Source organism: Roseobacter sp. HKCCA2468 (assembly GCF_037805105.1).
Taxonomy (GTDB): domain Bacteria; phylum Pseudomonadota; class Alphaproteobacteria; order Rhodobacterales; family Rhodobacteraceae; genus M30B80.
On record NZ_JBBLYN010000001.1, the window covers coordinates 722,803 to 739,337 of the forward strand.

The following is a 16,535-nucleotide window of genomic DNA, read 5'->3' on the forward strand; positions in this document are numbered from 1 at the left end:
ACCCTGCGCTTTTGGGTGGGGTATGGCTCTTCTCACCCTGCCCCGAAGCCAGTAGGTTACACCCATCATGTCTCACCTGCCCGATCCTTACGCGCAAAGCGAATTCTATTCATATGTCGCGCTCAAACGCTTTGGCGCTTGGGTGATTGATGTTCTGGTGATCACTGTGATCTTGCTGATTGCAGGGATTTTCACAGTGGGGCTTGCGTGGTTTTTCTGGCCCGTATTCTTTGTGGCGCTTTCTTTTGTCTATCGGTGGTTTACCATTGCCAGCCAATCCGCCACATGGGGGATGCGGATCATGGCGATTGAATTGCGCAATACAACGGGCGCGCGGCTCAATAGTTTCGAGGCGATGATGCATACGTTTTTGTTCATGCTCGCCTCTGGCTTTGTTCTGCCGCAAACGATTTCTGCCCTCATGATGATTTTGGGCGCGCGCAAACAGGGCCTGCACGATCTTTTCTTAGGCACAGTCGCCATAAATCGCCCGCAATAAGCGCGCAGATTTCGCGGCATGGTTGCAATTTACTTGCCCACGCCCCTACATTGAGGCAGGCTATGTTCAAATTTTCGCCGCTGAGGATCCATGCGCCACACTTTACCGATTGCACCGCAATTCTATGTGACTGCACCTCAAACCTGCCCTTACCTTCCAAATCGGCGGGAACGAAAGCTTTTTACCGCATTACAGGGCGATCATGCGACTGAACTGAACGATAGCCTATCGAAGCAAGGCTTTCGGCGCTCGCAAAATGTGCTCTATCGCCCCGCTTGCGCTGATTGCACCGCCTGTCTCTCTGCGCGGATAAGGGTGGCGGATTTTGTGCCAAGCAAAAGCCAAAAACGCACCAAAAAGCGCAATCTGGGGATGACCCGCAATGCCCGCGCCCCTTGGGCCACGGAAGAGCAATTCACCCTTTTTCGCCGCTATCTAGATGCGCGCCACGCCGATGGCGGCATGGCCGATATGGATGTGTTCGAATTTGCCGCGATGATTGAGGAAACACCCGTGCGCTCGCGCGTGGTGGAATATCGCGATGCGGGCAAGGATGCGGGATTAGCGGCGGTCTGCCTGACCGATATCCTCGATGACGGGCTCAGCCTTGTCTATTCCTTCTTTGATCCTGACTTGGATCACCGATCCCTTGGCACGCATGTGATCTTGGATCATATCGATCTCGCACGCGAGGCAGGGCTGCCCTATGTCTATCTCGGCTATTGGGTGCCAGGGTCGGATAAAATGGCCTATAAGGCGCGGTTCTCGGCCCTTGAAATATATGTTTATGGCGCGTGGCAGGAGATCGGCAATCCTGATGAATATTCCAACCAGACGCACCCTTTGTCGGTTGATCCGATTGCGCAACAGGTGGCGCAGATTTCCTTGCCCGACTTGATGGCCCCGCAGACAGCGAAATCTTCGCAGGACACGCCCTAAGGCCCATCTGGTTCACATCAGTATAAGCACCAAACGAAAACGGCCCCCCAAATTGGGGGGGCCGCGCTTTTTCATGCACCCTGTCCTCTGCCCTTAATTGTTGGGCAGAAGGTCAGGCACGATGGTCACGATGTCAGGGAACAGCCACAACAGGCCCAGTCCCAGAACTTGGATCAACACGAAGGGGATCACGCCGCGATAGATGTTGCGTGTCGTCACGCTGGCAGGGGCAACCCCGCGCAGATAGAACAAAGCAAATCCAAAGGGCGGTGTCAGGAACGAGGTCTGCAGGTTCACCGCGATCATGATGGTCACCCATTTCGGATCCAATGTGCCGCCATAAATCACAGGCCCCACGATTGGGATCACGATGTAGATGATCTCGAGGAAGTCGAGAACAAAGCCCAAGACAAACAAGATCAGCATCACCAAGAGGAACACGACCATCTCATTGTCGAAGGCGCGCAGGAATTGTTGAATGTAATGCTCGCCCCCGAAGGAGATCAGAACAAGGTTCAACAACTGCGACCCGATGAGAATGGTGAACACCATCGAGGTCACTTTCGCCGTTTCCCGCACCACAGGCGTCAGAACGCTGCGGCGATAGAGAACATAGCAGCTGTAAAGCAGCCCGCCGAAGGCGAAGTGATAGGCAAATTGCGCGATGAAATAGGCAATCCAATCTTGCAGTGGCACCTCAGAGCGGCTGATGCGCAGATCGAAATTGACACCCACCAAGATCAGGATGACCAGCGCGAAAGACGCCCAGATCACGATCTTTGATTTCTTGTCTTCTTCGCTCAGCTTACGATGCGCGGCGAGCATGATCGCCCCTGCCGCACCCAAAGCCGCCGCAGGTGTCGGGTTGGAAATACCGCCGAGGATAGATCCCAAAACCGCAACGATCAGAACGAGGGGCGGGAACACCACGCGCAACAGATCATTTTGCGACATCCGCATCATAGCAATCCGACAGCCGTAAATGGTGAGGGCAAACGGAAGGGCGAGGTAGATCCACGCTGCACCCGAGCTGGTCGCGGGCGTGATGAACAGCATATCCACCGCAAAGGCCAAGGCCACGCCGATCCCACCGATCAGCAACGGACGCGCGTTTTCATTTGGCGCAACACCGCGTGCCGTGGTCAGGATCAGTGCCAAGAGAATAAAGATTGTCGCCACGCCAGACCCGATCGGTGCCGCATTGGCAACCGCCGCCTCGCGAGCCGCAACCATTTCCTCTTCGGACAATTCGCGGGTTTCACCTGTTGCACCTGATGCTGCAATCTCGGCCGTCTCAACCACGGCTTGATCCCATGCCTCTTGGCCATGCAACTCAATCATCGCCGCTTGGCAGGTTTCGCTCACATTCGTGCGCAGGCTGGCGGAACGGCTGTTGTTTTCCATGTTGGAAACAAAGATCGACTGGCTGCCAATGACACCGCTACTTGCCCCAAGAACCACCGCAAAGATAAGGGCGGCAGGTGCGGCCAAGAACCATGTCAGCGCCTCATTGCGGGTGATCGGGTTCGGATTGGTCGACCCCATCTGAACCGCAGGCGCCTTGCTTGGATTGAACAAGGCAAAGCCGAAGGCATAAGCGGCATAAAGGAACGCCAAGAAGATACCTGGCAAAATCGCGGCTTGGAACAAGGTGCCCACAGAAAGAACCGCAGGCTCGCCCAGATAGGTCAACGCATCGGTGCAGCCCGCCACTTGGGCACGGGTTTCTTGGCCCGTAGCATAGAGGTCACCCACCAATGTGCCCAGAAGAACAATTACGATAGAGGGCGGGATAATCTGGCCCAAAGTGCCAGAGGCCGCAATCACCCCCGTTGCCAGTTCGGGCGAGTAGTTGTTGCGCAACATTGTTGGCAGAGCCAAGAGGCCCATGGTCACCACAGTCGCCCCAACGATCCCCGTGGAGGCCGCAAGGAACGCGCCCACAATCACGATAGACACCGCCAAGCCACCGGGCAGCGGGCCAAAGACGCGCGCCATGGTGGTCAGCAGGTCATCTGCGATCTTAGAACGCTCCAGCGTGATCCCCATCAAAACGAACATCAAAACGGCCAAAAGCGTTTCGATGGACTGACCCGCGATCACACGCTCGTTCATGCGGTTCACGATGAAGGAGATGTTGCGATCCATCGCCATTTCCCACCCGCCGGGGAAGAGATGTTCCTCAATCCGCGGCAATTCGGGGTATCGGAACACCGATATGGTTTCGCGGGCAATCCCGCTTTCGACCAAGGCGTGATACTGGTCAGAGGCCGTATCAATCGCTTGGTGGATCAATAACCCCGCCGAGTCGAGCGCAGCAATAATCGCAAAGGAGATGATCCCCGCCCCGCCAATAGCAAAGGCAACAGGGAAGCCTGTCATGATCCCGCCAAACAGCGTCAGGAACACGATAATCAGACCGATCTCAATTCCATCCAATCCAAAAATCATTTTCTTTTCTTTCCTTCAGGCACGTCTAGGCGTGGGTCTTAATGGCCCGCAGCATGCAGGGCTTCAGTCTCTGCATCTTGCGGATCAAGGTCACGATACTTGTCTGCGCTTTCTTCACCCTCGACATATTCGAGGAAGGCGCGCCAGAACACCGCCAGCGCATGGACGAAAACCATGACGCAGAAGATGACCAACAAGACCTTGAAGATGAAATAGGCGTTAAACCCGTTGGGGCTAAAGCCGATGGTTTCCACGTTCCACCGCAGCACACGCGCTTGCATGATCATACGATCCAACTCGCTTGAGGCGGAGGGGTTTGGCACCACAAGGTGACGCCACATAAAGAACCATGCGTAAAGGTAGGTCAGAACGGTTGTGGGCAGCATAAAGAACAGCGCCCCGCCCATGTCGACAATGCGCTTTGCGCGATGTTTCATGCCAGAATAAAACAGGTCAACGCGCACATGCCCGCCCTGCACGAATGTGTAAGACACGCAAAGGCAGACAATCATAGCGTTATAAAGCTTTAGTTCCTCAGCCCACCAAGACAGGTCTTGCGCAAAACTGATCCCAAGCGGGCCAAGCTGAATATCTGGCACGCGGAAAATTCGTTGCAGGAAGACGATCATCACCTGCTGCAGCACCATAATCAAGCCAACCCATGCAACTGTGCGACCCACGCCATTGGCGAATGCCTCAAGCGCGCGCACCATCGCCCATAGGATTTGGCGTTTCCAAACCGCACCGATGACGGTGACGATCAAGAAGGTGGTGAAGACAACAAAGAAGAACTCCACCGATGCGCCATAGTAGATGAACCGCACGAGGGACTCGTTATTGCTCCAATCCAACCATGACCCAGGGTTCATGAGCGCGATTGCCAGATTGTAAGGGGCCATCGCGATATTGGTGAAGACCCAGACAATGAAATCAATCATGTGACTATCCTTGCAGAAGCGGGCGTTGCATCGACGGAATTTGCAGCACCGCAGCACGCAGAAACCTGCACGCGCTTGGCGCTGGATCTGTCCCGCTATGAGAGGCAGCTTCGGGGAGATGTAAGAAAAACTCCTCCCCCGCTTGCACGGGAGAGGAGCCGAAGTTCAGACGATTAGCCTGCGTTCACACGGTTACGCTGGCGCATATATTCGCCATCACCGATGTCATACCAGCCAACCGATTCCTGCATCGCAGCGAAGTAGCTTTCTGCGATCTGTGCATAGATCGGATCGCCCATGTTCTCTTCGCGCACTTCTGCGGAAGCACGGCCGAACGCATCCCAAACATCATCAGGGAACTGACGTGTCTGGATGCCGCCTGCGCGCAGACGCTCAAGCGCCGCACCGTTTTCCTGCAACGTCATCGCCAAGGATTTGGAGTTTGCTGCCGCACAGGCCGCGTCAACGATTTGCTTCTGTGCACTGGTGAAGCTTTCGTAGACATCGAGGTTGAACGACAAGGTCAATGCAGAACCTGGCTCGTGGAAGCCTGCGGTGTAGTAGATCGAGGTTGCTTCCTGGAAGCCCATGCGCTCATCCGCGAAGGGGCCGATCCATTCCGCACCGTCAATCTGACCAGAAGCAAGCGCCTGATAGATTTCGCCGCCAGGAATGTTCTGAACGGATGCACCCAAGCGGCCAAGAACCTGACCACCCTGACCGGGCATACGGAAGCGCAGACCCTGAAGGTCATCAGCCGAGTTGATTTCTTTGTTGAACCAACCACCTGGCTGCATCGCTGTGTTGCCGCAAGTGAAGGATTTCAGGTTAAAGAGACCTGCAAGCTCGTTGTGCAGCTCGTGACCACCACGGTTGTAATACCAGTTGGCGAATTCCTGACCGGTCATACCGAAAGGCACGGCGGTGAAGAATGCAAAGCCAGGGTGCTGGTTCAAGAAGTAGTAATCAGCCGAGTGATACATATCAGCCTGACCAGAGGACACGGCGTCAAACACTTCGAACGCGCCAACAAGGCTGCCTGCAGGCATCTTGTTGATGGTCAGCTGACCATCGGTCATAGCAGTGATGTAGTCTGCCGCCATCTGTGCCGCATCATCAAAGATCGCGAAACCATCAGGAACCGAAGTTACCAATGTCAGCGTACGATTGCCCTGAGCGTAAAGTGGTGCGGCCAAAGTCGAAGCTGCGGCTGCTGTCCCCCCAAGGGCAGACGTTCTCAAGAAAGAACGACGATCCATAGTATTCCTCCCATTCGGACACTGCCGCATTGGTGCGACAGTTTTTCGTTTCAAGGTTCTGCCACGCTACAGCAACAAAATTGCGCCGCAAACCAATTTCCGCGCTCGAAGCCCCGATTTTGTAAAATTTTTTTACCAAAAGAGCCATTTTCCCTAAAATATATCGCAAATTCTGACCTAATTTTAGAAGAGGTGAATGGATTTTACGCAAGCGATCAACTTAAGGTTACAATTGAACGCGGCGCACTCGCCATGATCTGCGCCCGCGCCCCGAATCTTTTCAAACGCAAGGGCACCTGCAGTTTCACCGATCTTGGCCCTCCCAAAGCGCATAGCCCTATCGGAAAGCAAAAGCGGCCAATCATCCCCAAATTTGGATGGTCAAATTCAGAAAACCATCCATTCGGGCCATTCTGAGATATAAAATTGCGCATTTTCGCCGCCAAAAGACAGTTTATTTAATTTCTACCCTGCAAACGCTGTTGACCTCCCCCCCGCGGATACCTAATGTCGCCCCGATTATAGGAGATTGGGATGCTAGATTTGGTGGTCGTAAATGTGGGAGTGACAGCGCGCATGGGTCGGTGACGATAGCCATAAAAACCCCCATGCGCCCTCGGATATCACCGAGGGCTTTTTTATTCGCAACACCCCATAAAACACCGCCCCGTATAGCGGCCAAAGTGTAAAACGAAGGACAAAGACAGATGACGCGTCAGATGACCGGTGCAAAGATGGTGGTCGAAGCCTTGATCGAACAAGGCGTTGATACGGTGTTCGGGTATCCAGGTGGCGCCGTTCTGCCCATCTATGACGAGATCTTTCAACAAAATCACATTCGCCACATTCTTGTGCGTCATGAACAGGGGGCCGTGCATGCCGCCGAAGGCTATGCCCGCGCCACGGGTAAACCGGGTGTTGTGTTGGTCACCTCTGGCCCCGGGGCAACCAATGCTGTGACAGGATTGGTGGATGCCTTGATGGATTCGATCCCAATCGTGGTTCTGACGGGTCAGGTTCCAACCTTCATGATTGGGTCAGACGCATTCCAAGAGGCCGATACAGTCGGCATCACCCGCCCCTGCACCAAGATGAACTGGCTGGTCAAAGACACAGATCACCTGTCATCCACCATTCACGAGGCGTTTCATATCGCCACAAAAGGCCGCCCAGGCCCTGTTTTGATTGACATTCCAAAAGATGTGCAATTCGCAACAGGCACCTATGTCGAAAAGCCCCGCGCAAAGGTTGATCACTATACCCCGCGCGTCAAAGGCGACACCGCGATGATCACCGCCTTGGTCGAGACCATGGAACAGGCGGAGCGTCCGATTTTTTACACAGGCGGCGGCGTGATCAATTCTGGCCCCGCGGCAAGCAAGCTGCTGCGTGAACTGGTCGAGGCGACTGGATTTCCCATTACCTCAACCTTGATGGGGCTCGGCGCCTATCCCGCATCCGGCGAGAAATGGTTGGGGATGTTGGGTATGCATGGCCTTTACGAGGCCAACCTTGCCATGCATGGCTGCGATTTGATGATCAATATTGGCGCGCGGTTTGATGACCGCATCACAGGGCGTATCAACGCGTTTTCGCCAAACAGCCTCAAGGCGCATGTCGATATTGATCCCTCCTCGATTAACAAGGTGATCCATGCGGATTTCCCCATTATCGGGGATGTGTCCCATGTGTTGGAAGATATGCTGCGCATCTGGAAATCGCGCGGCAGCAAAACGAATTCCGCAGCGGTCAAGAAATGGTGGGGCCAGATCGAAGAATGGCGTGCCGTGAAATGCCTCAGCTATAAAAATTCGACCAAGACAATCAAACCGCAATATGCGCTTGAGCGGCTTGAGGCGCTGACGAAAGGCATGGATCGCTACATCACAACTGAGGTCGGCCAACACCAGATGTGGGCCGCGCAATATTTGGGTTTTGAAGACCCCAATCGTTGGATGACCTCTGGCGGCCTTGGCACAATGGGCTATGGCACACCCGCCTCAATCGGGGTGCAGGTCGCCCATCCTGACGCCTTAGTAATCAATGTGGCGGGCGAGGCATCATGGCTGATGAATATGCAGGAAATGGGCACGGCCGTGCAATACCGTCTGCCCGTCAAGCAATTCATCCTCAACAACGAACGTCTTGGCATGGTGCGCCAATGGCAGGAATTGCTGCATGGTGAACGCTACAGCCATTCATGGTCAGAGGCCCTGCCCGATTTCGTGAAACTGGCCGAAGCGTTCGGGTGCAAGGGTATCCTCTGCGACAATCCTGATGATCTGGATGAGGCGATCAAAGAAATGCTCGCCTATGACGGGCCTGTGATTTTCGACTGTTTGGTTGAAAAGCATGAAAATTGCTTCCCAATGATCCCATCGGGCAAGGCACATAATGAAATGTTGTTGGGCGAGGCTGAAACCCAAGGCGTGATTGACGCCAAGGGCAGCGTCTTGGTCTAAGGAAAGGGTGTAATCATGTCTCCGCTCAATATCGAAAAAGGCTCTAGCAGCCATTCGGCCTATGATCTGCGCAGCCATATGTCTGACGCGATTGAAACCCACACGCTCGCGGTTTTGGTGCAAAACGAAGCGGGCGTTCTGGCCCGTGTCATCGGGCTGTTTTCGGGCCGCGGCTATAATATCGAAAGCCTGACTGTGGCTGAGGTTGATCATGCAGGCCATCGGTCACGCATCACGATTGTGACCTCAGGCACGCCACAGGTGATCAACCAAATCAAAATGCAGCTTGAGCGTATGGTGCCCGTCCATGAGGTGCATGACCTCACCGTGGAAGGCGCGATGGTCAGCCGCGAATTGGCCTTGTTCAAGGTCAAAGGTAAGGGTGAGCATCGTGTCGAAGCCTTGCGCATTGCCGAGATTTTCCGCGCCAATGTGGTGGACAGCACTTTGGAAAGTTTCGTCTTTGAAATCACCGGCACGCCCGAGAAAATTGACGCCTTTGCCGATCTCATGCGCCCCTTGGGCCTGTTAGAGGTTGCCCGCACAGGCGTTGCTGCCATTGCGCGCGGTGCGTAACCGCATAGGTCGCTTCCCATAGTCTCAAAGGTCGCGTTTTGATAAGATCAGCGCGGCCTTAGCCTTCAAAAAAGATCATCCCCATTTGGGGCGCATCTTTTCTTGGGGGGAAAGACCTATGCCTGATGATTTGATCAAGCACGATCTCGACAGCGTTCTTGCGCCAATTTCGCGCGCCAATGGCCTGCCGAATGCGCATTACACCGACCCCGCAACAATCGCTCGTGAAAACCGCGCGGCGCTTGAGCATCAATGGGCCGCTTTGGCCGTTGGGGCCGATGTGCCTGAAAATGGTGATGCAAAACCGATTGAATTTTTGGGCCAACCCCTGCTGCTTTTGCGCGATGACACAGGGGCGGTGCGGGTCTTTTTCAACATCTGCCGCCACCGCGGTATGATCTTGGTCGATGCGCCGCGCAAAATCGAAGGCGCCATCCGCTGCCCCTATCATTCATGGTGCTATGCCAAGGATGGCCGCCTTGTGGCCACGCCCCATGTGGGCGGGCCAGGCCAAAACCAACATGAAGGGATTGAGCGGACGACCTTGGGCCTCAAAGAGGTGCGCAGCCTTATCTGGCGGGATGTAGTGTTTATCAACCTTTCGGGCGATGCGCCCGATTTTGAAACCCAACACCAAGCCGCCCTCACCCGTTGGGCTGAATTTGAAAAGCCGCTTTATCATGGCGGCGAAGACAGCCGCTTTACCTTGGATGTGAATACGAATTGGAAACTCGCGGTCGAGAATTATTGCGAAAGCTATCACTTGCCATGGGTGCATCCGGGCCTGAACAGCTATTCGCGCCTAGAAGATCACTATCACATTGAAGAAGAACAAAAATTCTCGGGCCAAGGCACGCTTGTCTATCGCCAGCTCAAGGATGAGAAAGGCCAAAGCTTTCCTGATTTTGACGGGCTGTCGCAGACATGGGACACCGCCGCTGAATATATCGCGCTTTATCCCAATGTCTTGCTGGGCGTGCATCGCGATCATGCCTTTGCGATCATCCTAGAGCCTGTCGCCCATAACCGCACGCGCGAGCATGTGCATCTCTACTATGCCACCCCAAAGACCGATCCTGCCTTGCGCGCGAAAAACGCCAAGCTGTGGAAGGATGTCTTTATCGAAGATATTTTTGTGGTGGAGGGGATGCAAAAAGGGCGTGCTGCCGCAGGGTTTGATGGGGGCCGCTTTGCCCCCGCGATGGACGGGCCGACACATATGTTCCACCAATGGGTGGCGCAGCGGTTGCGCGACACGGAAAGCGGATTGTGAGCGCCCCAAAATCCGCGCTTGATGCCGCACTTCTTGCGGCCCATGCGGCAGGCGACAAAGAACGCATTGCGCAAATATATGCCAAGGCCGCCGATGATATGGGTGCGGCCTCTGCCGCGTTTTATTTGACCCATGCTTATGTGTTTGCCCTAGATGCAGGGCTGCCCGAGGCCGAAACCTATCGCCGTGCCTTGGTCGAATTGGGGGCCGAGCCGACCAGCTAGGCGCTCACCCACCCCCCAAAATGCGGCGCACATAATTTTGCGTCTCTTGAAAGGGCGGCACACCGCCATGGGTGTTCACGGCTTGTGGCCCTGCATTATAGGCCGCCAAGGCCAAACGCCATGAGCGGAAATTGCGATATTGCATCGCCAAATAGCGCGCACCCCCTTCTAGGTTTTGCGCAGGATCATGCGGGTTTACCCCCAAGAGATCAGCGGTATCTGGCATCAATTGCGCCAAACCAATCGCCCCTGCGTGGCTGATGGCGCGCGGGTTCCAGTTCGATTCAACCGCAACAAGGCGTAGGAACAAATCCTCAGGCACGCCATGACGGCGCGCTGCATTGCGGGCAAGATCAAGATAGGCCTGAGGGGCCTGCCCTGAAAAGCGCGGGATCGCCGCGCCAAGGGCCGCATCGTAATCAGGGCGCAAGCGTTCTGAATTGGAATATTGGCTTGAGGCGCGGCTGTCCAAAACCCGTGCCGCCGAACGGAAACGATCAAGGCTATTGCCATAGGCCATAGAGATTTGCCCAAATATTAGGACAAATCCCACAGAAATCAGGCTGACTTTCTGCACCTTCACGGCCCATTCACCTCATAAAACCTGTGTTGTTTTAGCCTGTATCCCCCACAGGGCCAAGCGCTTGTGCGCCGCCTGCAAATGAAATTCGGGTTTCATTAACCAATTTACGATGGTCTAAACATATCTCAAAGGCGCAGATTCGCGGCCACGACTATGGGAGAGGTGACATGGCAGGTTCGGTTAATAAGGTAATTCTGGTCGGGAATTTGGGGCGCGACCCTGAGGTGCGCAGCTTTCAGAATGGCGGCAAAGTGTGCAATTTGCGCATCGCGACATCTGAAAACTGGAAAGATCGCAATACAGGCGAGCGGCGCGAGCGCACAGAATGGCACTCGGTGGCGATTTTCTCAGAACCTTTGGCCCGCATTGCAGAACAATATCTGCGCAAAGGGTCAAAGGTCTATATCGAAGGGCAGTTGGAAACCCGCAAATGGCAGGATCAAAATGGGCAGGATCGTTACACGACCGAGGTGGTCTTGCGCCCCTATCGTGGCGAGTTGACCTTGCTTGATGGTCGCAATGATCAATCGGGCGGCGGCGGCAGCTATGGCGATAGCGGCGGCTATGGCGGCGGAGATGACCGCATCAGCGGCGGCGGTTTCCCAGATGATCGCGGAATGGATCGCGGTGGTGCGGGCCAATCCATGCCAAGCGATATGGATGACGAAATCCCCTTCTAAGTTGCTTGCCCCCCCTGCCCCAAGCGCGTAAATCCTCATCACAAATTTGGTAAATGCCACCCGCGCGGGTTGCGCGTGGTGGCTTTTGTCAGGCACAAGATCGGCACAGCGCAACAAAGCGAGACACGCATATGAGCAAATCGGCCCGAAAATCCCTGTCCAAGATTTTTGTCTGGGCAATCCTTGGCCTGCTATTTGTGGCCCTAGCAGGCTTTGGGATCGGGTCGTTCTCAGGTGGCGCCTCGCGGATGGGATCGGTCGGCGATATTGAGATCAGCGCCGAAGACTATGCCCGCGCCCTAGATCAAGAATTGCGTGCCCGCAGCGGGGAGACAGGGCAAAATGTGACCCTATCGATGCTGATTGCCAACGGCATAGATGCACAGGTGCGTCAGGGCCTTTTTGCGCGCGCGGCCCTTGATAATGAGGCGGCGATGATGACGCTCTCCATCGGGGATGAGGAGATCGCCAACCAGATTTTGCAAATCCCCGCTTTCCAAGGCGCAGATGGCACGTTTGACCGCCAAGCCTATGAGTTTTTTCTCAGCCAACGCGGTTTGAGTGCCGGCGAATTTGAGGAAGAAATTCGTGCGGATATCGCCCGCTCCATCCTGCAATCTGCGATTTTGGGGCGCGTGCCTGCGCCTGCGGCATTGGTTGATCCTTTGGTGGCCTATCAACAAGAATCCCGTGGCTTTTCTTATCTGCCTTTGACCGCCGCCGATTTGGACACCGCCGTGCCCGCCCCTACGGAAGAACAGATCACAACCCATTACGAGGCATTCCCAGATCGCTTTACCCTGCCCGAGGCCCGCGAGATCACCTATATCTGGATCACGCCCAACATCATCATGGATGATATCCCCGTCAGCGACAGCACGCTGCAAAGCCTCTATCAAGAACGCATTGAGGCGTACCGCCAACCCGAGCGCCGCTTGGTTGAGCGTTTGGTCTACCCCACCGAAGCGGAGGCCGAAGCCGCTTGGACACGGCTCAATGACGGCAGCGCAGATTTTGAAACCCTCGTGAGTGAACGTGGGCTGTTGTTGGAAGACACCGATATGGGGGATGTCACGCGCGATGATCTCTCTGCCGCCGAGGCAGAGGCCGTTTTCGCCGCAAGCGATGCGGAATTCGTGGGCCCCGTTGCCTCGCCCTTTGGCCCTGCAATTTTCCGCATCAATGCCGTGTTGGATGCGACAGAAATCCCGTTTGAGGAGGTGCAGGACGACCTGCGCAGCGAAGTCACGGCGGATGCCGCGCGCCGCGCCATTTCTGACCTGCGCGAAGGGTTTGACGACCTCCTCGCCTCAGGCGCCACCCTTGAGGAGGTCGCGGATGAGACGCAAATGGTGCTTGGCACGATCCGCTATGATGGCAGCCAAGAGGATGGCATTGCCGCCTACGAGGCCTTCCGCGCGGTTGCAGACACGATTGAAGACGGGGATTTCCCCGAAATTCTCGATCTCTCCGATGGCGGGGTATTCGCCCTGCGGCTTGACCAAATCGTGTTGCCAACCCTGCCGCCTCTTGACGATGTGCGCGCGGATGTCATCGCGGATTGGACAATCTATGCGACCCAAGACGCGCTCTTGGCCCGCGCCGAAGAAATCCGCGCCGATATTGCGGCCTCGGGTCGGCGCCTTGAGCGGTTTGGCGGCTTGATGCGCGAGACAGATGTGCGGCGCAATGACTTTATCGCGGATACGCCTGACGCGCTGGTGCAAACAGTGTTTGGCCTGTCCCGCACGGGCGAGATTGCAGTTGTCGGCGGTGAGGCACAGGCCTTGGTGGTGCGCCTTGATGCGATCAACCCCGCCGATCGCGCCGACCCTGACACGGATCTACTGGCCAATATCCTGACCCAACAAATCAGCCAGTCCCTGACGGCTGATTTATTCGAAGATTTCGGACGCCAGATGCAATCGGCGGTCGGCCTTACCTTTAACCAATCCGTGGTCAACCAAGTCCACGCATCCTTCCCATAAGGCACGGATCATGGCGCTAATCACCCGTTTTGACAGCTTCGCCGAAGGTTGGGCGCAAGGCAAAAACCAGATTGTCTATGCTCGTTTGGCTGCTGATTTGGACACGCCTGTTTCGCTGATGCTGAAACTTGCGAATGCGGGCCAAGACAGTTTCATGCTTGAATCTGTCACGGGCGGTGAATTGCGCGGCCGCTATTCAATCGTGGGCATGGCCCCCGATGTGATCTGGGAATGTCACGGCACACAGGCGCGGATCAACCGCCACGCTGCCCAAGATCGGGATCATTTTGTTGAGTGCGACAGCGCGCCCCTCACCTCGCTGCGCGCGCTTTTGGCCGAAAGTCAAATTGATTTGCCCGCCGATATGCCACAGGCCGCAGCGGGTCTATTCGGCTATTTGGGCTATGACATGATCCGTTTGGTGGAGCATTTGCCCGATGTGAACCCAGACCCGCTTGGCCTGCCCGATGCCGTGATGATGCGCCCATCTTTGGTTGCAGTGCTAGATGGGGTTAAGGGCGATGTAACCTTGGTGTCGCCTGCGTTCTTCTCGGCGGATATTTCGGCGGAAACCGCCTATGCAGCGGCCTGCGCGCGGGTGCAAGAGGCGCTCGACAAGCTCGAACAGGCCCCTGCCATCGCGCAACGCCATTTGGGGGCGGATGCAGACACATCTGGCGTTGAGCCCGTTTCCAATTTCACCAAAGAGGGCTATTTCGCCGCCGTGGACAAGGCCAAGGCCTATATTCGAGCGGGCGATATTTTTCAGGTTGTCCCCTCGCAGCGCTGGACGCAGGATTTCCCGCATCCGCCCTTCGCCCTCTATCGCGCGTTGCGGCGCACGAACCCTTCGCCCTATATGTTCTTCTTCAATTTCGGGCCTTATCAGGTCGTTGGCGCAAGCCCCGAGATTTTGGTGCAGGTCAAAGGCAGCCAAGTCACCATTCGCCCGATTGCAGGCACACGCCCCCGCGGTGCTACGCCCGAAGAAGATCGCGCGCTTGAGGCGGATTTGCTGAGCGATAAAAAAGAATTGGCCGAACATCTGATGCTGCTGGATTTGGGCCGCAACGACGTGGGTCGTGTCGCAAAAATAGGCACGGTGCGTCCAACCGAAGAATTCATTGTCGAACGCTACAGCCATGTGATGCATATCGTCTCGAATGTGGTGGGCGAATTGTCGGATGAGCATGACGCGCTTTCTGCCCTTTTGGCGGGTCTGCCCGCAGGCACAGTCTCGGGCGCGCCGAAATTGCGCGCCATGCAGATCATTGACGAGTTAGAGCCAGAAAAGCGCGGCGTTTACGGGGGCGGTGTCGGGTATTTCAGTGCGGGCGGCGATATGGATATTTGTATCGCCTTGCGCACCGCTGTTTTAAAAGATGCACAGCTTTACATCCAAGCGGGCGGTGGCGTTGTCTATGACAGTGACCCCGAGGCGGAATTCATGGAAACCGTGAACAAATCGCGCGCCTTGCGCAAAGCGGCGGCAGAGGCCGCGCAATTCGCGGGCCAATCCCAAAGCAAAGATTAGACAAGAACGCCTAGCGCGCGAGGGTCTGTTGCAAGATCGCTGAGACGGGCGCGACCGCATAACTTGCGTTCACCGCCGCCTGCCCTGCCCCCCAAGACAAAAGCGCCGCCAAGGTTTCGGGATAGCTGCGGCCCAGAACAATCGCGCTGCCTGTTTGCTGTGCCTCAAAGGCCGCACGATCCAAAAGCCGCAACATGACGGGCGCAGATTGCCCCTCGTCATCCAAAACGCGGTAAAGACGCGCGGCAGGAACGCCATCGCGGGCGGCGGCCTGCTCAAGGCCGCCAAGACCGAAGGCGCCTGCAATCAGCCCATGGCCCGTTTCCCCCATCCGCGCCAGAACCTGACTTTGGAGGGAAATATCCCCGCGCAATGTTCCATCTGCGCTGTCGAGCAAGGCCACAGTTTGCGGCAGGCGGTCGAGCGCGACCTCGAATGCCGCAAGATCAGCAAATCGCGCCTCTATGACCGCCTCAATCCCTGCCGCACGATATCGCGCCAGTTGCGCCTCTGCATCCATGCGCGTGGGATCAATCACGATGCTCACAAGCACCGTTAGGCTTTGCAGGGTGCTATCGGTCAGCGGAAATTCGGGATCATCATAAAGCAAGATTGAGAAAAGCGGCACAAATTGCGGTGCAGAAAACGGCGTTGCGTAGGCCACGACCGCAGGCAGATCTTCGGGCTCTGGCATGGGTGCCGAGGCCGAAACGGGGGGCATCGCGGGTTGTGCAACAGGGGCATCTGGCGTGATTGTTGGCAAAACCACGCGTTCTGGCTCGGGTTCTGGTTGCGGCTCAGGCTCTGGCTCTGGCTGCGCTTCTGGCTGCGGTTCAGGCTCTGGCGCGGCGGCGGGGGCAGGATCTGGGGAGGGGGCGGCCACGGGATCAGGGCGTTCGGCCTCTTGGGCCTGCTCCACCACCCCGCCCGTGTCTTGCCCTAAGAAATAGGATGTGCCCAATAATCCCGTCACAGAGATCACCGTGCCGATCACGGCACCGACCAAAAACCCCTTTAGCATCCGACTTTACCCTCTCTTGTGCCAATCAATCTGCGCAGTGCCGCATGTTTTCAGCCCCACCTCCCTTGACCCCGAGGCGCGGCTCTGAACATTTATAGCCTGAGTGAT

General features: G+C 56.1%; 14 protein-coding genes. 9 read left to right on the forward strand and 5 right to left on the reverse strand.

Annotated elements, in window-relative coordinates:
- The first annotated feature begins 67 nt into the window (after nucleotides 1-67).
- Nucleotides 68-499, forward strand: coding sequence for an RDD family protein (locus AAC620_RS03640; RefSeq protein ID WP_340242845.1), 432 nt, complete (start codon nucleotides 68-70; stop codon nucleotides 497-499).
- A 90-nt stretch (nucleotides 500-589) separates the two neighbouring features.
- Nucleotides 590-1,438, forward strand: a complete 849-nt coding sequence (locus AAC620_RS03645) for an arginyltransferase (protein WP_340242846.1) — start codon at nucleotides 590-592, stop codon at nucleotides 1,436-1,438.
- A gap of 93 nt (nucleotides 1,439-1,531) precedes the next feature.
- Here AAC620_RS03645 and AAC620_RS03650 read toward each other — a convergent pair whose 3' ends face one another.
- The 3 genes from AAC620_RS03650 to AAC620_RS03660 all read right to left on the reverse strand — a co-directional run bounded on the left by AAC620_RS03650 (nucleotide 1,532) and on the right by AAC620_RS03660 (nucleotide 6,086).
- Nucleotides 1,532-3,889 (reverse strand): TRAP transporter large permease, encoded by a 2,358-nt coding sequence (locus tag AAC620_RS03650; protein WP_340242847.1) that lies wholly within the window; start codon nucleotides 3,887-3,889, stop codon nucleotides 1,532-1,534.
- A 38-nt stretch (nucleotides 3,890-3,927) separates the two neighbouring features.
- On the reverse strand, nucleotides 3,928-4,827 hold the full coding sequence (locus AAC620_RS03655) for a TRAP transporter small permease subunit (RefSeq protein WP_340242848.1): 900 nt from the start codon (nucleotides 4,825-4,827) through the stop codon (nucleotides 3,928-3,930).
- Between the two features lie 173 nt (nucleotides 4,828-5,000).
- Nucleotides 5,001-6,086 (reverse strand): TRAP transporter substrate-binding protein, encoded by a 1,086-nt coding sequence (locus AAC620_RS03660; protein WP_340242849.1) that lies wholly within the window; start codon nucleotides 6,084-6,086, stop codon nucleotides 5,001-5,003.
- 707 nt (nucleotides 6,087-6,793) lie between these two features.
- Here AAC620_RS03660 and AAC620_RS03665 point away from each other — a divergent pair.
- The 4 genes from AAC620_RS03665 to AAC620_RS03680 all read left to right on the forward strand — a co-directional run bounded on the left by AAC620_RS03665 (nucleotide 6,794) and on the right by AAC620_RS03680 (nucleotide 10,621).
- Nucleotides 6,794-8,548 carry an acetolactate synthase 3 large subunit gene (locus tag AAC620_RS03665; RefSeq protein ID WP_340242850.1) on the forward strand — a complete coding sequence of 585 codons (1,755 nt, stop codon included), beginning with the start codon at nucleotides 6,794-6,796 and terminating at the stop codon, nucleotides 8,546-8,548.
- Between the two features lie 15 nt (nucleotides 8,549-8,563).
- Nucleotides 8,564-9,124 carry an acetolactate synthase small subunit gene (gene ilvN / locus AAC620_RS03670; RefSeq protein ID WP_317654445.1) on the forward strand — a complete coding sequence of 187 codons (561 nt, stop codon included), beginning with the start codon at nucleotides 8,564-8,566 and terminating at the stop codon, nucleotides 9,122-9,124.
- 118 nt (nucleotides 9,125-9,242) lie between these two features.
- Nucleotides 9,243-10,397 carry an aromatic ring-hydroxylating oxygenase subunit alpha gene (locus AAC620_RS03675; protein ID WP_340242851.1) on the forward strand — a complete coding sequence of 385 codons (1,155 nt, stop codon included), beginning with the start codon at nucleotides 9,243-9,245 and terminating at the stop codon, nucleotides 10,395-10,397.
- Complete coding sequence (locus AAC620_RS03680) at nucleotides 10,394-10,621, forward strand: hypothetical protein (RefSeq protein ID WP_340242852.1); 228 nt, start codon at nucleotides 10,394-10,396, stop codon at nucleotides 10,619-10,621. The genes AAC620_RS03675 and AAC620_RS03680 overlap by 4 nt, the downstream gene beginning before the upstream one ends.
- A gap of 4 nt (nucleotides 10,622-10,625) precedes the next feature.
- Here AAC620_RS03680 and AAC620_RS03685 read toward each other — a convergent pair whose 3' ends face one another.
- On the reverse strand, nucleotides 10,626-11,141 hold the full coding sequence (locus tag AAC620_RS03685; RefSeq protein ID WP_317655778.1) for a lytic transglycosylase domain-containing protein: 516 nt from the start codon (nucleotides 11,139-11,141) through the stop codon (nucleotides 10,626-10,628).
- A gap of 230 nt (nucleotides 11,142-11,371) precedes the next feature.
- Here AAC620_RS03685 and ssb point away from each other — a divergent pair, with 230 nt between their 5' ends.
- The 3 genes from ssb to trpE all read left to right on the forward strand — a co-directional run bounded on the left by ssb (nucleotide 11,372) and on the right by trpE (nucleotide 15,406).
- Entirely contained in the window at nucleotides 11,372-11,884 is a 513-nt protein-coding gene (ssb, locus tag AAC620_RS03690; RefSeq protein ID WP_317654442.1) for a single-stranded DNA-binding protein, read from the forward strand.
- A gap of 131 nt (nucleotides 11,885-12,015) precedes the next feature.
- Entirely contained in the window at nucleotides 12,016-13,872 is a 1,857-nt protein-coding gene (locus AAC620_RS03695; protein WP_340242853.1) for a SurA N-terminal domain-containing protein, read from the forward strand.
- Between the two features lie 10 nt (nucleotides 13,873-13,882).
- Nucleotides 13,883-15,406 carry an anthranilate synthase component I gene (gene trpE, locus AAC620_RS03700; protein ID WP_340242854.1) on the forward strand — a complete coding sequence of 508 codons (1,524 nt, stop codon included), beginning with the start codon at nucleotides 13,883-13,885 and terminating at the stop codon, nucleotides 15,404-15,406.
- Nucleotides 15,407-15,416: 10 nt separating this feature from the next.
- Here trpE and AAC620_RS03705 read toward each other — a convergent pair whose 3' ends face one another.
- Nucleotides 15,417-16,427: a divergent polysaccharide deacetylase family protein gene (locus AAC620_RS03705; protein ID WP_340242855.1), complete on the reverse strand. Its 1,011-nt coding sequence runs from the start codon at nucleotides 16,425-16,427 to the stop codon at nucleotides 15,417-15,419.
- Nucleotides 16,428-16,535: the final 108 nt, after the last annotated feature.